This is a genomic window from Rhodococcus sp. MS13 (assembly GCF_013277835.1).
In the GTDB taxonomy this organism is placed as follows: domain Bacteria; phylum Actinomycetota; class Actinomycetes; order Mycobacteriales; family Mycobacteriaceae; genus Rhodococcus_F; species Rhodococcus_F erythropolis.
In genome coordinates this window covers 30445-50676 of record NZ_VBTL01000012.1, presented here as the reverse complement: position 1 = coordinate 50676, position 20232 = coordinate 30445, and the positions used below count along the sequence as shown (strand labels likewise).

General features: G+C 61.9%; 17 protein-coding genes. 8 read left to right on the top strand and 9 right to left on the bottom strand.

The genetic code is table 11. The annotated features are described in order from the left end of the window. Positions 1–374: 374 nt before the first annotated feature. Entirely contained in the window at positions 375–1022 is a 648-nt protein-coding gene (locus tag FEZ59_RS25105; protein WP_019749202.1) for a TetR/AcrR family transcriptional regulator, read from the bottom strand. Positions 1023–1119: 97 nt separating this feature from the next. On the opposite strand from FEZ59_RS25105, the gene FEZ59_RS25100 reads away from it, so the two are divergent. Beyond that, a complete protein-coding gene (locus FEZ59_RS25100) occupies positions 1120–2910 on the top strand; it encodes an amidohydrolase family protein (RefSeq protein ID WP_172933363.1) in 1791 nt (596 codons plus the stop codon). Continuing rightward, positions 2907–3752 carry an alpha/beta fold hydrolase gene (locus FEZ59_RS25095; RefSeq protein WP_172933362.1) on the top strand — a complete coding sequence of 282 codons (846 nt, stop codon included), beginning with the start codon at positions 2907–2909 and terminating at the stop codon, positions 3750–3752. The genes FEZ59_RS25100 and FEZ59_RS25095 overlap by 4 nt, the downstream gene beginning before the upstream one ends. Before the next feature lie 85 nt (positions 3753–3837). Here FEZ59_RS25095 and FEZ59_RS25090 read toward each other — a convergent pair whose 3' ends face one another. The 3 genes from FEZ59_RS25090 to FEZ59_RS25080 are packed head-to-tail and all read right to left on the bottom strand — an operon-like array spanning position 3838 to position 6936. Next, on the bottom strand, positions 3838–4977 hold the full coding sequence (locus tag FEZ59_RS25090; protein WP_020908307.1) for a sulfotransferase: 1140 nt from the start codon (positions 4975–4977) through the stop codon (positions 3838–3840). A gap of 7 nt (positions 4978–4984) precedes the next feature. Continuing rightward, positions 4985–5767: an SDR family oxidoreductase gene (locus FEZ59_RS25085; protein ID WP_007726165.1), complete on the bottom strand. Its 783-nt coding sequence runs from the start codon at positions 5765–5767 to the stop codon at positions 4985–4987. A gap of 2 nt (positions 5768–5769) precedes the next feature. Beyond that, positions 5770–6936: a hypothetical protein gene (locus tag FEZ59_RS25080; protein ID WP_021344867.1), complete on the bottom strand. Its 1167-nt coding sequence runs from the start codon at positions 6934–6936 to the stop codon at positions 5770–5772. Between the two features lie 116 nt (positions 6937–7052). Between FEZ59_RS25080 and FEZ59_RS25075 the strand changes: the two genes are divergently transcribed. The 5 genes from FEZ59_RS25075 to FEZ59_RS25055 all read left to right on the top strand — a co-directional run bounded on the left by FEZ59_RS25075 (position 7053) and on the right by FEZ59_RS25055 (position 12421). Further along, on the top strand, positions 7053–7988 hold the full coding sequence (locus FEZ59_RS25075; RefSeq protein WP_172933361.1) for a helix-turn-helix domain-containing protein: 936 nt from the start codon (positions 7053–7055) through the stop codon (positions 7986–7988). Between the two features lie 143 nt (positions 7989–8131). After that, a complete protein-coding gene (cysD, locus tag FEZ59_RS25070) occupies positions 8132–9058 on the top strand; it encodes a sulfate adenylyltransferase subunit CysD (protein WP_172933360.1) in 927 nt (308 codons plus the stop codon). Continuing rightward, positions 9058–10902: an adenylyl-sulfate kinase gene (cysC, locus tag FEZ59_RS25065; protein WP_134999595.1), complete on the top strand. Its 1845-nt coding sequence runs from the start codon at positions 9058–9060 to the stop codon at positions 10900–10902. Before cysD ends, cysC begins: the two co-directional genes overlap by 1 nt. Beyond that, a complete protein-coding gene (locus tag FEZ59_RS25060) occupies positions 10899–12053 on the top strand; it encodes a 3'(2'),5'-bisphosphate nucleotidase CysQ (protein ID WP_172933359.1) in 1155 nt (384 codons plus the stop codon). The genes cysC and FEZ59_RS25060 overlap by 4 nt, the downstream gene beginning before the upstream one ends. Next, a complete protein-coding gene (locus FEZ59_RS25055; protein ID WP_007726173.1) occupies positions 12050–12421 on the top strand; it encodes a limonene-1,2-epoxide hydrolase family protein in 372 nt (123 codons plus the stop codon). Before FEZ59_RS25060 ends, FEZ59_RS25055 begins: the two co-directional genes overlap by 4 nt. A 9-nt stretch (positions 12422–12430) precedes the next feature. On the opposite strand, the gene FEZ59_RS25050 is transcribed toward FEZ59_RS25055, so the two are convergent. Continuing rightward, a complete protein-coding gene (locus tag FEZ59_RS25050) occupies positions 12431–13582 on the bottom strand; it encodes a N(5)-(carboxyethyl)ornithine synthase (protein WP_172933358.1) in 1152 nt (383 codons plus the stop codon). A 233-nt stretch (positions 13583–13815) separates the two neighbouring features. Then, positions 13816–14193 carry a MarR family transcriptional regulator gene (locus FEZ59_RS25045; protein WP_172933357.1) on the bottom strand — a complete coding sequence of 126 codons (378 nt, stop codon included), beginning with the start codon at positions 14191–14193 and terminating at the stop codon, positions 13816–13818. An 85-nt stretch (positions 14194–14278) separates the two neighbouring features. Between FEZ59_RS25045 and FEZ59_RS25040 the strand changes: the two genes are divergently transcribed. Beyond that, positions 14279–15808 (top strand): MFS transporter, encoded by a 1530-nt coding sequence (locus FEZ59_RS25040; RefSeq protein WP_020908302.1) that lies wholly within the window; start codon positions 14279–14281, stop codon positions 15806–15808. A 73-nt stretch (positions 15809–15881) separates the two neighbouring features. Here the strand turns inward: FEZ59_RS25040 and FEZ59_RS25035 are convergent, their stop codons facing one another. The 3 genes from FEZ59_RS25035 to FEZ59_RS25025 form a co-directional block, all read right to left on the bottom strand. Then, positions 15882–17774: an FAD-dependent monooxygenase gene (locus FEZ59_RS25035; protein ID WP_172933396.1), complete on the bottom strand. Its 1893-nt coding sequence runs from the start codon at positions 17772–17774 to the stop codon at positions 15882–15884. 2 nt (positions 17775–17776) lie between these two features. Next, positions 17777–19105, bottom strand: coding sequence for an MFS transporter (locus FEZ59_RS25030; protein WP_172933356.1), 1329 nt, complete (start codon positions 19103–19105; stop codon positions 17777–17779). A gap of 128 nt (positions 19106–19233) precedes the next feature. Continuing rightward, positions 19234–20160 carry a LysR family transcriptional regulator gene (locus tag FEZ59_RS25025; protein ID WP_172933355.1) on the bottom strand — a complete coding sequence of 309 codons (927 nt, stop codon included), beginning with the start codon at positions 20158–20160 and terminating at the stop codon, positions 19234–19236. Positions 20161–20232 lie beyond the last annotated feature (72 nt).

Below are 20232 nucleotides of genomic sequence, written 5' to 3'. Positions count from 1 at the left end.
TCTGTACGACCTTGTGTCGCAGACACAAGTTAGCAAACTGGACGCTTGTTTTGGTCGAAATGACCACTTTGCGCTGAAGTTGCTGAAAAGTTCACGGATTGTTCAGGAGCGGAAACAAAAAACAGGCCGGACTCCCCGAAGTCCGGCCTGTCGATGACGCTTTGCGATCAGCTGAATGCCGAAAGTGCGCTGATGAGGCCGATGCCCGCAACTGCGACCTTGAGGACACTCAAGACGTCTTCGAGCTTGACACCCTCGGGCAATACGTTTTCGACAGACTCCATGTTGGATCCTTCATGTGTTGGGGTCGTGGTCCAGCGCCACTGCAAGCAAGATACCCAATCGTGACCACCTGTGAAACCCCGGCGCGAAGATCACAGTTTTGTTGCGCCGGACTCACTGGCCGTCGCAGCCATGGTGGCCGCCACTATTTGTTCCACGCTGATGCCCGCCGCCGGTAGGCAGTGGTAGAAAATTCGTTCGCAGAGGTCGACCATCTCGCCTCGTTCGAGGGTCGGCTCGTCGATCCAGTTGACGACTATTTCCTCCATGAATGCCTGCCACCCGGCGATGGTCGCCTCGACGGTCGCATTCGATTCGATGCCCAGATTTGTGAGCGCCGCGACGATCCACGTGGTGAACGTTCGGCGCATCCCGCGGTAGATCGTGCGCATCCGGACGTCGCCACTGCCGGCCATACGCATCACGGCGAGGTAAATGGTGGGGTGCTCGATAACGGCATCGACGAATGTTTCGATACCTGAACGCAGCTGGGACGTGATCGGTAGTTCGGGATCCGGTCGCATTCGATCTTCGAGATCGGCCGAGGCGGCCTCGAGGATGGCGTTCTGGAAACCCTTCTTGTTCTTGAAGTAGTGAAACAGCAGTGGCGGCGAGACACCGGCCTCGGCTGCGACACGATCCATCGACAGTTGGTCGAAAGGCTCGGTCCGCAACATGTGTACTGCTACCTCGAGGATTTGCCTCTGACGGTCTTCGGGGGAGCGGGGGACTGCGGCCATTCCGACATCTTATGTATTGGTTCGGAAGGTTCATTGACTTTTACTCAACGCTGTCTATAACGTGAGGTAACACATACGTGAGGCGAGGAGTCCGACAGTGTCTGCTTTCGACATCGTGGTCAACGACGGGTTGTGGTTCGACGGGACGGGGGCTCCTGGTCTGCGTCGAAATCTCGGAATTCGAGACGGCGTGGTCGCGGAGGTGTCCACGACGCGCCTGGAGATCGGGCCGGACACCGAGGTGATCGACGCGGCCGGCAAGTGGGTTCTCCCGGGCTTTGTCGACGTCCACACGCACTACGACGCCGAAGCCTTGGTCAGTCCAGGCCTTCCGGAATCGGTTCGCCACGGCGTCACTACGGTCGTGCTCGGCAATTGCTCACTGTCGACGGTGTATTCGACCCCGCGTGAAATCGCTGACCTGTTCAGCCGGGTCGAAGCAGTTCCCCACGACGCTGTGCTGCGCATCCTCGAAGCGAACAAGACCTGGACCGGTCCCGCGGCCTACACCGCCGCACTCGAAGCCCTTCCCCTCGGACCCAATGTCGCGGCATTCATCGGCCACTCCGACATCCGCACGCACGTACTCGGATTGGGGCGCGGCACCGACAAGAAGGTCAAGCCGACCCGCTCGGAACTCGGCCGGATGGGCTCGATGCTCGAGGACGCCATTGATGCGGGGATGCTTGGCCTGTCGTCGATGACCAATGCCCTCGACAAGATCGACGGCGACGAATACCGTTCTCGCTCTTTGCCGTCGACGTATGCACGGTGGAAAGAGTTCCGATTCCTCAACCGCATCCTTCGTGATCGCGGAAAGATCTTGCAGAGCGCTCCGACCATCAACCTGCATCCGAACGTCGCGGCGTTCTTCGCCGAAAGCTCCGCCATCGGACGCAAGAAGCCGCTCAAGACGTCGCTGCTCTCCGGTGCGGATTCGAAGGCCTACCCGGTGATCGTGTACTTCATGCTCGCTGCGGCCCCACTGCTCAATCGCTTCGCGAAGACCGATTTCAAGTGGCAGCACCTTCCGGTTCCCTTCACCGTCTACGCGGATGGAATTGACCTCGTCGTGTTCGAGGAGTTCGGTGCCGGCGCCGCCGCTTTGCATCTCAAGGACCAGGTGGAGCGCAACGAACTGCTCCAGGACGAGTCGTACCGTCGCGCATTCCGTAAGGACTACGACAACAAGTTCTCACCCCGCATCTGGCATCGCAATTTCTACGATGCGGTCATCGTGGGATGCCCGGACGAGACGTTGATCGGCAAGAACTTCGGTCAGGTCGGTGACATCCGCGGAGTGCACCCGGTGGACGCGTACCTCGACCTGGTGGTGAAGTACGGGCGAGATCTTCGCTGGCGCACCACCATTGCCAATCACCGGCCCAAGTTCGCGAAGAAACTCGCCGCGAGTTCCGGTGTGCAGATGGGCTTCGGCGATGCCGGCGCACATCTGCGCAACATGGCGTTCTACAACTACCCGGTGCGACTCCTCAAGCGCGTCAAGGACGCTCAGAGTGACCGCAAGCCGTTCCTCACCATCGAGCGCGCAATCCACCGCCTGACCGGTGAACTGGCGGACTGGTACGGCATCGACGCCGGACATCTACGCCAGGGCGACCGCGCGGACTTCGTTGTCATCGATCCAGCCGGGCTCGACGAGTCGGTCGACGGCTTGTTCGATGCAACCGTTCCCGAGTACGGCGGGATCAGTCGAATGGTCAACCGCAGCGACGATGCGGCCGTCGCGACAGTGATCAACGGCCGACTCGTCTACCGCGAAGGTGAATTTGCCCCGGGATTCGGCATCGAAAAGACAGGCCAGTTCCTGCGCGCAGGTGAAAAGGCTCCGATTACACGGGCCGCGAAGACTAGCGTGGCGCTATGACTACGCCGGCGGATCGCCTCACCTCGTACTCCCGGTCCGGGCTGACCTTCGACGTACGCGACGAAGGACCGGCAGACGGTCCGGTCGTGGTCCTCTTGCACGGATTTCCGCAGGATTCCCGCTCATGGGATCATCTCGCGCCGTTACTGCACGCCCGCGGCTTCCGCACCGTGGCGCCGGACCAGCGAGGATACTCACCCGGTGCCCGGCCGAAAGCGCGCTGGGCCTACCGCGGGTCCGAACTCGCCGCCGACACTGTCGCGCTGATCGACGCACTCGGTGTGGGGAAGGTGCACCTGGTCGGCCACGACTGGGGTGCCGCGGTCGCATGGCAGGTGGCTGCCGAACGGCCGGATTTGCTCGATACCGTTACCACGGTGTCGGTTCCGCACCCGCTGGCCTTCATCAAGGCGATGGTGACCAGCACTCAGGGACTGAAATCGTGGTACATGGGGGCGTTCCAATTGCCCTTCGTTCCTGAGAAGATTCTGGCCTCGTCATCGCTGGGCGAGAAGTTCCTGGTTTCGAGTGGGCAGACGCCGGAGAATGCGCGGCGCGATCTGAACGCCATGCTCGCTCCCGGCAGACTGCGCGGCGGTCTGAACTGGTACCGCGCGATGTGGATGACCAAGCCGAACCCGGCAGCTGCCCGGGTCACCGTGCCGACCCTGCACGTCTGGAGTGACGGCGACGCCGCCATCGGGCCCAAGGGTTCTGCCCTCACTCCCGCGTTTGTCGACGGTCCGTATCGGTTCGAAGTTCTCCGGGGTGTGAGCCACTGGATTCCCGACGAGGCGCCGACGGAGTTGGACCGGTTGCTCGGCGAGCATTTCAGCAGCTGACCGAGTTGCGTACTGAAGCCCCCGCCGTCCGGCGGGGGCTTCAGTCGTCAGCAAGGTCGTCAGCGAGGTCGTCGACCAACGGTGGTCAGCGAGTTCCGAATCGCTCCTCCACCTGTTCCTTCGTCAGGCCGAACTCCTCGAGCGTGTACTTGTGCGACGGTTTGCGAGCACCCGAGCGGCTTTCCTCGTGCATGGCCTCCATCGACTGCTGGGCGGTAGATGTCAACGGGATGTCGAAGTGCGTGTAGATGTTCTCGACGGTTCCCAGTGGATCGGTGACGAAGTCCTGATAGTCGACGTCGATGAACTGCGCGGGATTGTGGTGTGCGCGTGCACTGTCGAACTGCTCGAGCCCCCTGGCCCACAATTCGAGCTGACTTTCGCCGATCACCTTGTCGGTGAACGTGTTCGACCAACCCTCTGTCGCCTGGGCGGCCAGGCTGCACACCGACGGAATGATCGTCGTAGGGGAGCGGTGAGTCTGGATGACGAGAGCGTCGGGGTACGCCTCCATCAATTCGTCGAGCGCAAACAGGTGGCTCGGGTTCTTGAGGACCCACCGTCGATCCTGATCGGGCAGACCGATCAGCTGCAGGTTCTTCTTGTGTCGTGCATAGGCGTTCGACCACTCCTGGTCCTTCAGCCATGCGGAGTACGTGGGTAGATTTGCCAGGCACTCGTACGACACGGACTTGAACGTCTGACGCAAGAGTTGCCAACATTCTTCGACTTCGCTGGCCGACATGTAGTGCACGCCCATGAATTCGGGATGCTCGACGTGGTGTTGACCGAATGTCTCCTCGATCTTGGCGAAGACCGGGTTCGATTCCCACGTATCGCGAGGCGGGCGAGGCTGAGGGAACTCGGTCAGCCACATCTCGAGGCCCTGGTGAGCCGGGTCGACCGTGAGGAGGCGGTGTAAGGCAGTGGTGCCCGTGCGTGGCAATCCGGTGACGAAGATCGGCCGCTCGATCTTGACGTCGGCGTGTTCCGGATGCTCCTTCCACGCCGATTCGCTGAGGAGACGGGCCACCAGGGCGCCGCGAAGGAATACCCGAGAGATCTTGCTGCCGAAGGGCGTCAGATCCTCGTCGCGGTCGTAAGACTCGAGGAGAACCGACAGAGCCTCGGTGTAATCGTCGACGCCGAAGTCCGTCAGGCCGGTCATCCGCGTCGCCGAGGCGTGGAGATCCTCGACGGTGCCGACGTGAGTGCGTTCAGTCATGGTGCTCCTAGTGATGGAATTCGCCGCAGTTGACGTCGATGCATTGGCCGGTGATCGCGCTGGCCATCGGGGACGCCAGGAAGATCGCCGCATCGGATACTTCATCCGTCGTCGGCAGGCGCTTGAGGTCGGTGTTCGACGCAGTGTGCTCGTAGATCTGCTCGACAGTCATGCCGAACTTCTCCGCCTGGTGCGCGAAGTATCCCTTGAGGGTGTCACCCCAGATATAGCCGGGTGCAATCGAATTGACACGAATTCCCTGCGGGCCGAGTTCGGTGGCCAGGGACTGCGACATGGCGAGCAGGGCCGACTTCGCCATCTTGTAGCTGCCGTAACGCTCTTGCGAATGCCGCAACACCATCGAATTGATGTTCACCACGGAGCCGTCCGACTCGGCAAGTGCCGGCGTGAACAGCTGAGTCAGGCGCAACGCCCCGAGAACGGTCAGTTCGATGCTGTCGCGGATGTGCTGGTAATCGGTGCGAGCCAACGGTTTCATCGACGGAATCGAGAATGCATTGTTGATCAGAGTGTCGACTTTGCCGTAGGCGGCAATGGACTCGGCCACCAGATTCTCGGCGGAAGCCTGGTCGGTGATGTCGGTGGCAACGGTGACGGCGCGCCCACCGGCATCGACTATTTCTTTCGCAACGTCGTCGAGTCGCGATTGCGTACGTGCTGCGAGAACAAGACTCGCGCCGGCCGACGCACATCGAAGGGCCAGAGCGCGGCCGAGTGCCGGGCCGACTCCGGAGATGACTACTACACGGTCTTCGAGCAAGGCGGTCATGATTACCCCAGCATTCGGTTGTCGATGGCGGCCTGGCGCTGGGCAATGCGCGCTGCCCAGTCCTCGGCGGTGATGGTGTTGGTGTCGAAATGCGGCAGGTGCTTCGCAATATCTGCGACGGCGACAATTTCGACGGCGGGACCGTCCTGCGGCGTCAGCTCGCGGGACACGCGCTGCCAACGGAACTGCAGAATGCCGCGCGGATGTCCGACGGTTTCGATCCAGTTGGTGACACCGGGGTTCTTCTCGCTGACCACCATTCGGACCATCCCGTCCGGATCGACCTGTGCCTGGCCGTTGTTGAGGGAGGTCTGATGATTGACGTAGTCCAGTGAGATGTACCAGAGGCTCCCGAGTTGGAAGCCGAGATACGGTGCGTCGGAGGCGGGAACGGTGATGATCATCGCCTGCTCGTCGGTGAGTTCGTAATGTCCCACCGACGAGTACTGCGTTGCCAGCCCGCCCGGTGTCAGGCGTGGTTCGGTCATGGTGTTGACCGTGAGCTTGAGGTAGAACCACTCCGGGAACTGGAGCCACGTCTTGACCCGCGTGACCAGTGCCTTCCCAGCCCGGGCGTAACGCTTCTCGGTCTCTTCGGCGGTGAGAGGTGGCGGCGCGATCCCGATCGAATCGGTGCGCTCGATGCGGATCACGCCGCGCTGCTGACTCCAGTCGCTGTAGACCTCGCGAACGACCAGCTGCGAGGATCCGGGCGCCAGGGTGTAGTAGTTGGCTCGTCCGTCGGCGGGGCCGGGGCCGAACCAAGCGACGAAGTTGCCGTCGTCGTCTATCTCCAGCTCGCGGTCGTCGAAGGCGATTTCGCTGCCGGGAACGTTCGAGTTGGTGTAGTTCCCACTCAACACCTGGAAGCTGAGATCGGCTGTGGTGCCGCGCTTTCCGGTGACCTTGTATTCCTTGTCGTCGTTGATACGGGCGCCGAAGTAGAGGGTGTCCGGGTTGTCGAGACCCATCTTGGTGAATGGTCCGGTGCCCTGGATGAAACTCGGATGGGTCTTTTCGCTGGCCCAGGCGGCATGCGTCGTCGCGATGATTCCGCCGGCCAGATATTGGTATCCCTCCAGTAGATCCTGTTCGGATCTGATGTGCGGCGCAGTCTCGATCAATTTCTCGGCTTCGGCGATCGCCTCGGCAAACGGGTCCGTCAGCACGCTGGCTCCTCACAGTTCCGACTATGTCGCCGGTCCAGAGCGTCATGGTACAAATATGTACCTATTTGGTAGATGTTGGGTATTTCGACAATAGAACGCGTTCTAGGGAGTGGTCAATGGGTGGACCGGAGAAGACGCCTGAAGAGGGACGCCCGCGGGGGAGGCAGTCGCCTCCCACCGAACGGGTGGTTCAGGTGCTCGACTACCTCGTCGGCCGCCCTGATCAGCGGTTCGGTCTGTCGGAACTGGCCCGCGCGCTCGAGATCAGCAAGCCCACCTGCTTGGGAATCCTCACGGCGCTGGCTGATCGTGGATACCTGACTCGGGACGAGGTGTCGAAGACCTATGGGCTCGGTCCGGCCTTGATCGCAGCCGGACGTGCAGCTCAGCGAGGATTTGCCGTCGGACCCATTGCCCGCACCCATCTGGAGAAAGTGAGCACGGAGTTCGGAACGACGTGCACGGCGTCCGGTGTGATCGGTGATCAGATCAGCGTTCTCGAAGTGACCGGACCGATCGGAGCGCGTCGCGCTGCCAAGGTCGGTCAGGTGTACCCGTTCGCACCACCGGTCGGACTGATGTACGTCCTCTGGGGTTCGGATCACGACATGGACAGTTGGCTGAGCAAAGAGCCGAGCCTGCCGGTGCGCTTGGATCGCGAGCGTCTGTGGAACGTGGTCCGCGAGTGTCGCGCTGCGGGGTATCTGGTCGAGAGTCTGGATCCAGTCGGGCAGCGACTGCACACGTTGATGGCGGGCGTTGCGACGCACGATCTTCCGCCAGAGGTGCGTGAACTGCTCGGTGAGATGGTGTCGAGCCTGGGCGAGAGGGTGTACCTCGGGCGCGACATCAGCTCTGACGACGAGCATCCCGTCAGTCTCATCGCGGCCCCGACCTACGACGCCGAGGGACATCAGGCCCTTGTGCTGACACTTTATGTGGGCGGGGCGATTACGGGCGCCGAGATCGAGCGAAGGGCAGCGGCGCTGGTTTCGGCGGCGGATGCGGTGACGGCGGAAGTTGGTGGCCGGAGTCCGGTTCGCGGTTTGTGACGTCTGATTGCCGGTCATTGACCTTTGGGTAGAACGAGTTCTATTCTGTGATTGCGTTCAATTTAGAACCAGTCCGGTACATAAATGTACCGATGCGGAAATGGTGTTCCGCACGGAGTACGTGATGCTCAGGAGCGAAAGACATGGCAACACTCCAGACCCCGCCCGCCTACGAGTTGTCGCATTTGCGGGCACTCGAAGCGGAGGCGGTCCATATTTTCCGCGAAGTCGCAGCGACTTTCGAAAAGCCGGTCCTCCTGTTCTCCGGAGGTAAGGATTCCGTCGTGATGCTGCACGTAGCGGCCAAGGCATTCTGGCCTGCTCCATTGCCGTTCGCCGTGATGCACGTCGACACCGGTCACAATTTCGACGAGGTGATCGAGTTCCGCGACCACACGGTCGATCGCTTCAACCTGCGTCTTGTCGTCTCCAGCGTGCAGGACGACATCGACGCCGGACGCGTCATCGAGGACACCGGAGTCGGTTCCAGTCGCAATCGCCTGCAGACGCACGCGTTGCTGCGCGGAATTCGCGACAACAAGTTCGACGCCGTGTTCGGTGGTGCTCGCCGAGACGAGGAGAAGGCGCGCGCCAAAGAGAGGGTGTTCAGCTTCCGGGACGAGTTCGGGCAGTGGGATCCCAAGGTGCAGCGACCTGAACTGTGGAACCTGTACAACGGCAAACACCGTAAGGGTGAACACATTCGGATCTTCCCGCTCTCCAACTGGACAGAGCTCGACATCTGGCAGTACATCGAGAAGGAACGGATCGACCTTCCCGGCATCTACTACGCCCATCGTCGCGAAGTCGTTCCGCGCGACGGAATGTTGTTGGCACGCACCCGCTTCCTCGAGCTTCGCGCCGGCGAGGAGTCCTACGAGGCGTTGGTGCGCTTCCGTACGGTCGGCGACGCAACGTGTACCGGATGCGTCGAATCGTCGGCCGAAACACCGGCCGCTGTCGTGGAAGAAGTTGCGGCGAGCCGTATCACGGAGCGCGGCGCAACCAGAGCTGATGACCGGATTTCCGAAGCTGGCATGGAAGATCGTAAGAAAGAGGGGTACTTCTGATGCCGCAACTGCTGAGAGTCGCTACAGCGGGGAGTGTCGACGACGGAAAGTCGACACTCATCGGCCGGTTGCTCTACGACTCCAAGTCGATCTTCGAGGACCAACTCGAGGCCGTGGAGCGGAGCAGTCGAGAACGCGGCGACGAGTACGCCAACCTCGCGCTACTGACCGACGGATTGCGCGCCGAGCGTGAACAGGGCATCACGATCGACGTGGCCCACAGGTATTTCGCGACCCCTCACCGGAAGTTCATCATCGCGGACACACCCGGGCACGAGCAGTACACCCGCAACATGGTGACCGGCGCTTCGACGGCCGACCTTGCCCTGATCCTGGTGGACGCACGCAAAGGTGTGCTCGAACAGACGCGACGGCACGCTTTCTTGTCGACTCTCCTGGGGATACCCCACCTCGTGCTGTGTGTGAACAAAATGGACCTCGTGGGCTGGTCTCAGGAACGGTTCGAGGAGATCAAGGAAGAATTCCGGCAATTCGCGATCAAACTGGACGTCCACGATCTGACGTTCATTCCGGTGTCGGCGCTGTTGGGGGACAACATCGTTGCCCGGACCGAGAACATGTCCTGGTACGACGGGCCTTCGCTGCTGCACCATCTCGAGCAGGTGCACATCGCTTCGGATCGCAACTTGATCGACGCGCGTTTCCCGGTGCAGTACGTGATCCGTCCGCAGAAGCAAACGGATGCCGACCTCCACGATTTCCGGGGATACGCCGGAACGGTTGCCAGTGGCGTCTTCAAACCCGGCGACGAAATCGTGGCTTTGCCTTCAGGATTCACCTCGACGGTGAAGGCAGTCCACGGGCCGGGCGGTGACGTGATCGACGAGGCGTTTGCGCCCTCGGCCGTCTGCATCGAGCTGGCCGACGATCTCGACGTCAGCCGAGGGGACCAATTGTGTCGGCTCAACAACCGGCCGCAGGTCGGGCAGGAAATCGATGCGATGGTCTGTTGGTTGACTGAACAGACCACCCTGTCGGAGAACAACCGCTACTCGTTGCTGCACACCACGCGCTCCACGAAAGTGCAGATCGTCAAGCTCGACTATCGCCTGGACGTCAATTCTCTGCACCGCGACGAGAAAGCAGAATCTCTGTCCCTCAACGAGATCGGTCGCATCTCGATCAAGACGCAGCAGCCGTTGATGTTCGATCCCTACCGCCGCAACCGCGTGACAGGCAGCTTCATCCTCGTGGACGAGACCACGGGCAATACCGTCGCGGCCGGAATGATCAACGGTCCGACACTCAAGGAATCGCGCGTCGTCTGGCACAGTTCGGAGGTTTCTCGCGAGGAACGTGCGACCGCCGGCGCCACCGTCTGGCTCACCGGTCTCTCGGCCTCGGGTAAGTCGACGATCGCGGTCGAACTCGAACGCCGCTTGGTGGCCGCTGGTATCCCGGCGTACCGCCTCGACGGCGACAACCTCCGGCACGGATTGAACGCGGATCTGGGATTCAGTGCCGAGGACCGAGCCGAGAACGTCCGCCGAGTCGGCTCGGTGGCGCAGTTGTTCGCTGATTCAGGTGCAGTGGCAGTGGCCTGCCTGATCAGCCCGTACCGCGAAGATCGTGATCGAGTGCGGGCGGCGCACGAGGCCGCCGGGCTGAAGTTCGTCGAGGTTTACGTCGACACCCCGATCGAGCAATGTGAAGCCCGAGACCCCAAGGGTATGTACGCCAAGGCCAGGGCCGGGGAAATCAAGGGTTTCACCGGAGTCGACGATCCGTACGAGGCTCCAGCCAGTGCCGAGCTGGTGATCAGACCCGAAGACGGAACGCCTACCGAACTTGCGCTGCGAATTATGGAAGTGTTGGACCGGTGAGCGAATCCACACACAGCAGAATCGCCGACGAGGCACTCGCGGCGGAATTGGCTCAGGCCGCTGGTGCGATCCTCCTGGGGATCCGAGCCGAGGGCCTGGGTGTCGACGACGGTCGTGAGCTTGGTCGCCGGGGCGACAAGGCCGCCGATTCCTACATCCTCGACCGGTTGGCCGCCGAGCGGCCGGAGGATTCCGTGCTCTCGGAGGAGTCTGCCGATGATCGCAATCGTCTGGACGCATCCCGGGTTTGGATCATCGATCCGCTGGACGGCTCCAAGGAATACGGCTTGCCGGATCACGCGGATTGGGCAGTGCACGTGGCGCTTTGGGAGCGCGGTAGCGGAATTACCGCAGCCGCGGTTGCTCAGCCGGCGCTCGCAGCGGTGTACTCCAGTGGCGACGAGGCCGATTCGGTTCCCGCGGGTTCGCCGCTCCGCGTAGTAGTCAGCGGATCGCGACCACCCGCATTCACCGAAGCGGTGGCAGCCGAACTCGGCGCCGACGTGGTGCACATGGGATCGGCCGGCGCCAAGGCGATGGCGGTGGTGCGAGGCGAGGTCGACGCCTACCTGCACGCCGGTGGGCAGTGGGAATGGGATTCGGCTGCACCCGTCGGCGTCGCACAGGCGGCCGGGCTGCATTGCAGCCGCATCGACGGTTCACCGCTGCTCTACAACGAATCTCACCCCTACCTTCCGGATCTCGTGATCTGCCGACCGGAGTTGGCTGAGTCGATCCTGGGTGCAATTGCCAAGCACTCCACGGAGTCTGCGGTCAGTGGGCGCGTCGCCATGGCGCGTGAATACGTGAACGCATTGCTCACTCACGACGCAACGAAGGTCCGATTCGCCGCTGACGCCTGGCGGGTCGAGAACGGTCAGCGAACCGGTGACACCGGCGCGTTCATCAGCAACGAGCTCGAACAGGGGCAGCAATATCGCGGAATCGTGGCGATACGTGAACTCGCGCTGCGTGAGTGGGGCGAGAGCGTCGTCGCGCGGTATCTGCTCGACCTCGGAACACCTGGCCAGGCACCGGCCGTCACAGTTTTCGTCACCGAGTACTTCGGGATACCGGCAGGCGAGATCGAAAGCATCCTGGCAATCATCGAACCCTACGAAAACGATTCGAAAGAGGCTGGAACACAATGACATCGGATAAGCTGATCACCGATTTCTGTGCGCTGTGGGCGGACGCCGATGTTGCAAAGATCGTCGACTACTTCACCGATGACGTCGTTTATCACAACATTCCGATGGAGCCCGTGGTCGGTCGCGAGGCCGTCCGGGCGTTCATCGAGCAGTTTGTCGGTGCCTTCGGCAACATCGACTTTCAGATCAAGCGTCAGGTCGCGGACGGCAACACCGTCATGAACGAGCGCGTCGACGTCTTCACCATCAACGGCGCCGAGGTAGCGCTCCCGGTCATGGGGGTATTCGAAGTCGAGGACGGAAAGATCAAAGCCTGGCGCGACTATTTCGACATGGCACCGATCAACGCGGCAGCCGGCCAGGCCTGATCGGGGCGCCTATTCCGCGATGACAGCGTGCGGGTAGTCCGCCGAACGGTGCTGGAAACGCGTAATGGCGGGATTCACGATGACGCCGTCACGGATTTCGATGGCGCGGTCGACGGTCTCGTCTGCCTTCCAGGCCGTCTCTCCTGCCATCACAGTGGGCAGGTAGGGAAGAAGTGATTCGCTGATCTCCCACGACGCGGAGTTCCACAGGTACGACGGGCTGTGATCGACGCCGTAGTAAGTGATGTTGTCGCCGACGATGAAGGTCGGATCCGCGAACGAGGTTGGACGAGCCCAGCTGAACCCCATGCCTTCGTCGCACGAGACGTCGACGATGAGGCTTCCGGGTTGGAAGTCCATGAGATCTTCCTCGGTCAGGAACGTCAGCGGGGCATCCGTGTTCTGCAGTACGCAGTTGACGACGATGTCGTGCTCGGCCAGGAAGCCCGGTACCGGCACGCTGTGGTTGTCGAGCATGACATGGCTGCCGCGGACGTCGCCGTTGTTGTTGTCGAACGAGACCATTCGCGCCGAGTGGATGGGGGAGCTGACGGCGGTGACGCCGCGCTGAGTCAGTACGTCCACTTCGTGGATACCGTGCGCCTTGAGTGCAGTGACAGCGCCGCGTGCAGTGGCACCGAAACCGATCACGGCAGCAGTGAGACGGCGGCCGTAGTCTCCGGTGGAACCGATCAACTGCAGGGCGTGCAGTACCGAGCAATAGCCGGCCAACTCGTTGTTCTTGTGGAACACATGCAGATTGAACGATCCGTCGCTGTGCCAGAAGTTCATCGCTTCGAAGGCGATGAGAGTCAGTTTCTTGTCGATCGCGATCTGTGTCAGCTCGGTGTCCTGGACACAGTGCGGCCAGCCCCAGAGAACCTGCCCCGACCGTAGTTCGGCGAGGTCGGCCGCCAACGGCTTCGGTAGCAGAACCACATCGGTTTCCGCCAAAATCTGCTTGCGCGTGCGGATTCCGGCCACCAGACGCGAGAGGTAGTCGTCGGAGTAGCCGAAGGGGTGGCCGTAACCCTCTTCGAGGTAGATCCGAGAACGTAGTTCGGCATCGATGCGATCGAAATGCGCAGGATGGATCGGCAACCGGCGTTCTGCCGGTTTGCTCGACTGTCCGATGACTCCAAGGGTGCGTGCGTTGTTCAATTGTGTATCTCTCGATAGGAGCAGGTAGAGATGTCAGGCAGGCGCCTGAGGGACTAGCAGAAGCCGCAGGAACGCTGGCAGATTGCCTCGGCCAGGATCGCGTGAAGGCGTGCCGGCTGCGCTGCTGTCGATCGCCGACGGCAACAGAAAGGCGCGCCGGTATGTGCTCAGTCTAGTCCTGAACGGTCCTCGCCCGGCGGCCGGGCGAGGTGCGGTGCTGCTCCGACGTAGGGCTACTGCTCGCGCAGGCGTGAATCCAGCACGGCCAGTTGAATTTTGCTGGCTTCCGTGTGTACTTGACGACCTTTGTCGGTGACGTCGATGAAGACTCCGCGCCGGTCGGCTTCGCACAGTGCTCGCTGAACCAGTCCGGCCTTCTCGAGACGGGCCACGCTACGGGAGAGCGCACTGGGACTCAGGTACATCTCCGAGGCAAGCTCCTGCATGCGTGGACGTTCGCACGTGGCGTCCATGAGCCGGTCGAGAGCCTCGAAGTCGCTCATGCTCAGCCCATGCGCCGACTGCATCTGGCGATCGAGTTCGCACGCGATGTCGTTGTAGCTGGTCGACAACGAGCGCCAGGTGTTGCGCAATTCCGATTCCGACGTCACGACCGCATTCTAGTTGAAGACTCGATTACGTGCAATTGCATTAAATGCTTGTGCATTAAGTGCATGTGCATCTATTCTCGCTGACGTGACTTGCACAGACTCGACACTCAAACCATTCGATTCGCCGGAATCCCCGGGTTCTACGGAATCCACGGATCCGGCCACAGGAGAGGGCTGGTCCCTCAAGCTGTGGGGCATCCTCGCGGTGCTCTGCCTCGTGTTGTTCCTCGACGGTCTCGATGTGTCGATGGTGGGCGTCGCTCTACCGTCCATCGGCAATGAACTGGGCCTGTCCACTACTTCGCTGCAGTGGATCATCAACGGCTACGTCCTGGGATTCGGCGGCTTGTTGCTACTCGGTGGACGTACCGCCGATCTTCTCGGGCGCAGGAAGGTCTTCCTGATCGCGCTGACCGTGTTCGCAATCGCTTCGCTGGTCGGTGGCCTTGTCGACAACGGAACACTGCTGATCGCATCACGATTCGTGAAGGGACTGGCGGCGGCCTTCACTGCGCCGACTGCAATGTCCATTCTCACCACGACGTTCAAAGAGGGCCCGGCTCGTAACCGTGCGCTGTCCGTGTTCTCCGTGTTCGGCGCCAGTGGTTACTCGTCGGGCCTGATCCTGGGTGGGCTGTTGACCAGTGCCGGTTGGCGATTCACGTTCCTGATGCCGGTTCCGTTTGCCGTCATCGCGCTGATCGGTGGGTACTTCCTCATTCCGCGGGACCGTCCCGCAGATGCCGGGGGACACGACCTCGTCGGCGCCGTCACCCTGGTGACGGGAATGCTTCTGACGGTGTACACGATGGTTTCGGCTCCGACCCGTGGGTGGGCACACCCGATGACGCTGGGTTCGTTCGCCGTCGCTGCCGTGCTTCTGGCGACGTTCTTCTTCGTGGAGAAGAAGGTGGCGCATCCGCTTGTGCGACTTGGGCTTCTGCGCGTCGGCACCATCGTTCGTGCGAATCTGGCCATCATCGCGCTCTTCGGTTCCTACCTGAGCTTCCAGTTCATGATGACGATCTTCCTGCAGTCGGCCCTCGGCTGGTCGCCCCTGAAGATGGCGATGGCACTGCTCCCCGCGGGCATCATCGTCGCCTTCGGATCGCCGTTCGTCGGACGGCTGGTCGACCTGTACGGCAGTGCCAAGCTGATCATCGCGGCACTGACCTCGCTCAGCGTCGGGTACCTCTGGTTCCTCTTCGCGGGCAGCGATTCACCGTCGTACGTCGTGGCGATTCTGCCGAGCGTCATCCTGCTCGGACTCGGATTCGCGTTGGGCTACACCTCGATCATGGCCCAGGCCACCTCGGGCGTCGACGACTCGGAACAGGGTTTGGCGTCCGGGCTGGTGAACACCTCCGCTCAGGTCGGTGCGGCGCTCGTACTCGCTCTGACTACCGCCCTCGTGACCGCCGGATCGCACACCGCGTCCGGTGCCGGTACCGCCGGATTCGAACAGTTCCATCCCGGACTGATCCTGGTTACCGGAGTCGCGCTGGTGGGCTTGGCGATCACCGTCTCGCCGCTGGTACGTGGAAGGTCGCTGCGGGGAAGATCCGTGCGTGAAAGGCGCGCTGAGGAAGAAAAGGAATTGGCCGAGGTCAACTGAATACTTGCTTCATCCGCGAATGCGCTCGGCCGCGTAGGAGACAATCCTGCGCGGCCGAGTTGCTGTGTCTGAACTATCGGGTGGCAGATTTCGGGGCTGCGTCTTTCGGGGCTGCGTCTTTCAGGGCTGCGTCGAAACTCGTCGACGTAGCTTGCGAACCGAGAATCAAGGCAAGACGCACCAACATGGCTTCGCGGTCGGACGGATCAGCCTGATCCAGTGCATTCGACAGTGCCAACCAGACGTGCTCGCGGTGGCCCTCGTCGTCGATCACCGCAGTTGTCGCCGACTGTGCCGTATCGAAGTGCGTCGGCGCAGTGCCGGCGGTGAGGTGCTTGGCCACGTCGTTCAATTGCGTGGGATCGCTGATGCGGCAGAGCGCCAATCCGTCGGGCCGAATCACGAAGATCTCGCCGACACGAGCACCGAGGGCAGATGCGAGATTGCCTTCGGCATCGGGAATCGTGGAGTCGGTAGTTCCCGCGGTGATCACCCGTACGGTTTCCGGTGCAAGGGCCTGAGCAAGGATTTCGGCTTGCGTGTCGAGTTCGGATACCAGCTCAGCTGACAGTCCGAAAGCCAGCAGGCCGAATCCAGTACCGCGCAGACTGTTCAAGGAGGATGCCGAACCGTCGACCGAGACCTGGACGACTCTGTCTTCCAACGGATCCCCGGGCAGTACGCCCTCGGTGCCCGCAGCTGTGGGCCACGTCAGCGGCGAGAGACGGGCGTGCGTTGCACTCGACTGGCGCGGGTTGATGAGGTGCGCGAATTCGCTTCGCTTGGTGGCGAGTTCGAGTACGGCGTCGCGGGTGGTCCGGTAGCCGTGACTGCCGGGCGACATGATGAGCGTCGACTTGCCTGCATTGTCGACGTTCTGCTGCCACGCGCTGCGACGTTCCTTCGAATACGCGTCGAGGATGGCGGTATCGGCAGCTCCGTTGATGACGGCCGCCAGTTGCCACACCAGGGTCTCGGCATCTTCCATGCCAGAGTTGAGGCCACGAACACCGAAGATCGGAACGAGATGCGCGGCGTCGCCGGCAAAGAGCACACGGCCGTGAGTGAAATCTTCCAGGGCGAGTGCATGGGCGCGGTAGAAGCCGAACCATTCCAGGGTCCAGGGGATGTCGCTCTGGAGCCATTCGAGGTGACGCGTGATGCGGTCACGGATGCGATCTTCTTGCGTCTCCGCTTCCGGATCGTCCGACGCGTCGAGCTGGTAGTCGATGCGCCAGATGTCCCGTGGTTGGCGGTGCATGATGATCGTGGAGCCCGGGTTGCTGGGTGCGTCGAACCACACCAGACGCTCGGCCGGGAGTTCCGATTCCCAATGAATGTCGGCAATGACGTAGTTGCCCTCGTAGCTGTTGCCCTGCAAGCGGATTCCGCTGAGTTCGCGCATCTTGCTGCGTCCACCGTCGGCAGCCACGACCCACGCCGCACGCAGTTCGCGGGTTCCGAACGCGGTGTCGACGGTCAGAGTTACCTCGTCGTCACCGCCGGAGATGCCGGCGATCGACGACGACCAGTGGAAGTTCACCAGTGGGTGGGCGAGCAATTTGTCGGTCATGATCTGTTCGAACTCGGATTGCGAGACGTTGACCATGGGTCCGCGCGCGTCGTGCTCGGCGGATGCCATCCGGAACTGCAGTACTTCCTGATCGCGGTAGTAACTCCGACCACCCACCCACGGCAGAACGATGTCGTCCAGCTCGGCACCGAAACCAAGGCGTTCGGCAACTTCGAGGCTGTGCCGTGACACGCAGATCGCGCGACTGCCGAACGAGACCTGATCGGCCGCTTCGAGAATCGTGACGGGAATGCCGCGCTGGGCCAAGCCCATGGCTACGCCCATGCCGACTGGGCCGGCTCCGACGATCACGACGGGAAGTGCGTCGGCCGAAGGCGCCATGGAAGCGAAGTCCTCGGGTGCGTACTTCTTCGGATGAAAGTAGGTCGACATGGTCACGAGGCTTTCTGTGCGGCAGTGTTTTTCGGGATCAGTTGAGGTTCCGGGAGTAGCAGGATGGAAACCAGGCTGATCACGGCAATGATCGCGAAGTAGACGGTGATGGCGAACGAGGTGTCGAAGGCGGCGTAGAGCGCGGTGGCGATCATCGGGGCCAGACCGCCGCCGAGGATTGCGCCGATCTGGTAGCCGAGTGACGCTCCGCTGTAGCGGATGTGTGCGGGGAACAATTCGGCGAACAGCGCCGCTTGTGGGCCGGCGCAGCAGCCGAGCGTGAAGCCGAGGGCGATCATCGATACGAGCATCACCGGGACGATCGCCGTGTCGATCAGCGGAAAGAACACCGCTGCCGCCACTACCAGGGTGATCGAACTGCGGATGTAGACGGTTCGGCGTCCGAGAGTGTCCGACTTGTGAGCGCTGAAAGCCATTCCCGCCATCCAGAACGGGCAGGATGCGATGAGGAGGAAGAGCATCGTGGTTTTGCTGAAGCCGAGTTCGGTCTCGCCGTATTTGAGCACGTAAACCATGTACGCGTACGCAATTCCGTTGGTGGCAATGAAGGTTCCACCGGCGAGGAGCACTGTCTTCCAGTGTCTGGTGAGAACCTCGAGAATCGGCATGGACTCCGCCGGTGCTTCGGACTTCGAAGCGGTGAACTCGTCACTTTCCTCGAGGCCGAGACGGATCCACATCGCAACGCCCACAAGAACTGCGCTGAGCAGGAACGGGATTCGCCATCCCCAGGAGTTGAATGCATCGTCGTCCATGAAGGCGGCGAGGGGGAGATAGACGAGATTGGCCACCAGTACGCCTGCGGGAACACCGATTTGTGGTGCGCTGCCGTACAGCCCCTTCTTGCCCTCCGGTGCGTTTTCGGTGGCGACCAGAACTGCGCCGCCCCACTCGCCGCCGACACCGAGTCCCTGAACGAATCGCAAGGTCACCAGGAGTATGGGGGCGAAGACGCCGATGGCGGCGTAGTTGGGTAGCAGGCCGATGGCAACGGTGGCGCAGCCCATCAGCATCAACGAGGTGACCAACATGGATTTGCGTCCGATGCGGTCGCCGAAGTGGCCCATCACGATTCCGCCGATGGGACGCGCGACGAATCCGACGGCGAGGGTGGCGAAGGCGGCCAGGGTGCCGGCCAGATCGGACGTGCCGGGGAAGAACTGCTTGCCGAGCACGAGCGCGGCGGCGGTGCCGTAGATGAAGAAGTCGTACCACTCGATGGCGGTGCCGACAAAGCTGCCGAGGGCGGCCTTGCGCGCCTTGACCGTCGCGGCGGTGCGCGTAGCGGTCGGTGAGGCGATGGAGGTCATGAAGTGCCTTTCGAGATGAATGTGGCTTGAAGAAACAATGACGTGCGCCACAACAATTGAAAAGCGAAAGAATTGGAGGTTCTTGCACGGAAAATGCGTGGAATCAGCTCCGCTGCCTGGTAGTGGGACTATTGGGCAGGTTCCGAGGGTGAAACGAATTCTATGAAAGCGCGTGCGACGCGGCTGAGGCGAGTGTTCTGGTGCCACGCGAGAACTACGTGCACCGACGGCACGACAGGGGAAGCGATGGTCTTGACGACTACCTCGAGCCCCTCGTACGTGACGTCCATCTTGGGGCGCTGGAGTAACAGCGTCCAGCCGAGTCCGCGTCCGACAAATGCCCGCGCCGTCTCGAAGTTCGCGGTTCTGTATGCAACCTTCGGGATGAATCCGCCTGCGCGGCAGACGTCGAGCGCGTGTTTGGTGCTCGGCGGCGCGTCGAGGAGAACCATCGGGTGGTCCGCGAGGTCCGGAAGATGGATCGGTCGCTCGGACCGCGCGAGTGGGTGTTCTGCACCCAGGACGATCAAGGGTTCGCGGATGGCCAACGGAACTGTGCGCAATTGTGGAGACAGGTCCAGGTCGTAAGCGATCGCGAGGTCCAACTCGCCGTTCTCGAGATGTGTCTGGAGCCGATTCTGAGTGTCCTCGCGGAACTCCACCTGCGCGTCGGGATTCTCACGGGTGAACCCGGCGATCATCGACGGCAATACCGTCGGCCCCAGAGCGGGATAGCAACCGATCGCGATGGGCCCCGACACGCTTCCGCCGGTTCCGAGCGCATCGGATTCGAGCTCCCCGGCTTGCTGAAGTAGCGCCCGGGCGCGCACCAGAACGGATTCACCCGTGCGGGTCAGTTGAATGCCGAATGAGCGACGGCGAACGCACAGTTGAACTTTGAGCGCGCGTTCGAGTTCGGTGAGCGACGCGGACAGGGCGGAGGGGGAGAGGTGCAAGCGCTCGGCCGCGCCGCTGATCGTCCCGGTCTCGGCTACCGCCACAAACGCAGCCAGCTGACGCATCGTGTACGTGGGAGCAGGATCGATGCGAGGCATGAGATCGACAGTAGTCGGATAGATTGCCCTGATTATTTTGGTGCGGCACCGTGGAGAAGTCGAAGATCAATC

Excerpts from the sequence above, each read along its gene's own strand:
- FEZ59_RS25105 (WP_019749202.1), bottom strand. The coding sequence starts at position 1,022 with ATGGCCGCAGTCCCCCGCTCCCCCGAAGACCGTCAGAGGCAAATCCTC.
- FEZ59_RS25095 (WP_172933362.1), top strand. The coding sequence starts at position 2,907 with ATGACTACGCCGGCGGATCGCCTCACCTCGTACTCCCGGTCCGGGCTG.
- FEZ59_RS25090 (WP_020908307.1), bottom strand. The coding sequence starts at position 4,977 with ATGACTGAACGCACTCACGTCGGCACCGTCGAGGATCTCCACGCCTCG.
- FEZ59_RS25085 (WP_007726165.1), bottom strand. The coding sequence starts at position 5,767 with ATGACCGCCTTGCTCGAAGACCGTGTAGTAGTCATCTCCGGAGTCGGC.
- FEZ59_RS25075 (WP_172933361.1), top strand. The coding sequence starts at position 7,053 with ATGGGTGGACCGGAGAAGACGCCTGAAGAGGGACGCCCGCGGGGGAGG.
- cysD (WP_172933360.1), top strand. The coding sequence starts at position 8,132 with ATGGCAACACTCCAGACCCCGCCCGCCTACGAGTTGTCGCATTTGCGG.
- cysC (WP_134999595.1), top strand. The coding sequence starts at position 9,058 with ATGCCGCAACTGCTGAGAGTCGCTACAGCGGGGAGTGTCGACGACGGA.
- FEZ59_RS25055 (WP_007726173.1), top strand. The coding sequence starts at position 12,050 with ATGACATCGGATAAGCTGATCACCGATTTCTGTGCGCTGTGGGCGGAC.
- FEZ59_RS25035 (WP_172933396.1), bottom strand. The coding sequence starts at position 17,774 with ATGTCGACCTACTTTCATCCGAAGAAGTACGCACCCGAGGACTTCGCT.
- FEZ59_RS25030 (WP_172933356.1), bottom strand. The coding sequence starts at position 19,105 with ATGACCTCCATCGCCTCACCGACCGCTACGCGCACCGCCGCGACGGTC.
- FEZ59_RS25025 (WP_172933355.1), bottom strand. The coding sequence starts at position 20,160 with ATGCCTCGCATCGATCCTGCTCCCACGTACACGATGCGTCAGCTGGCT.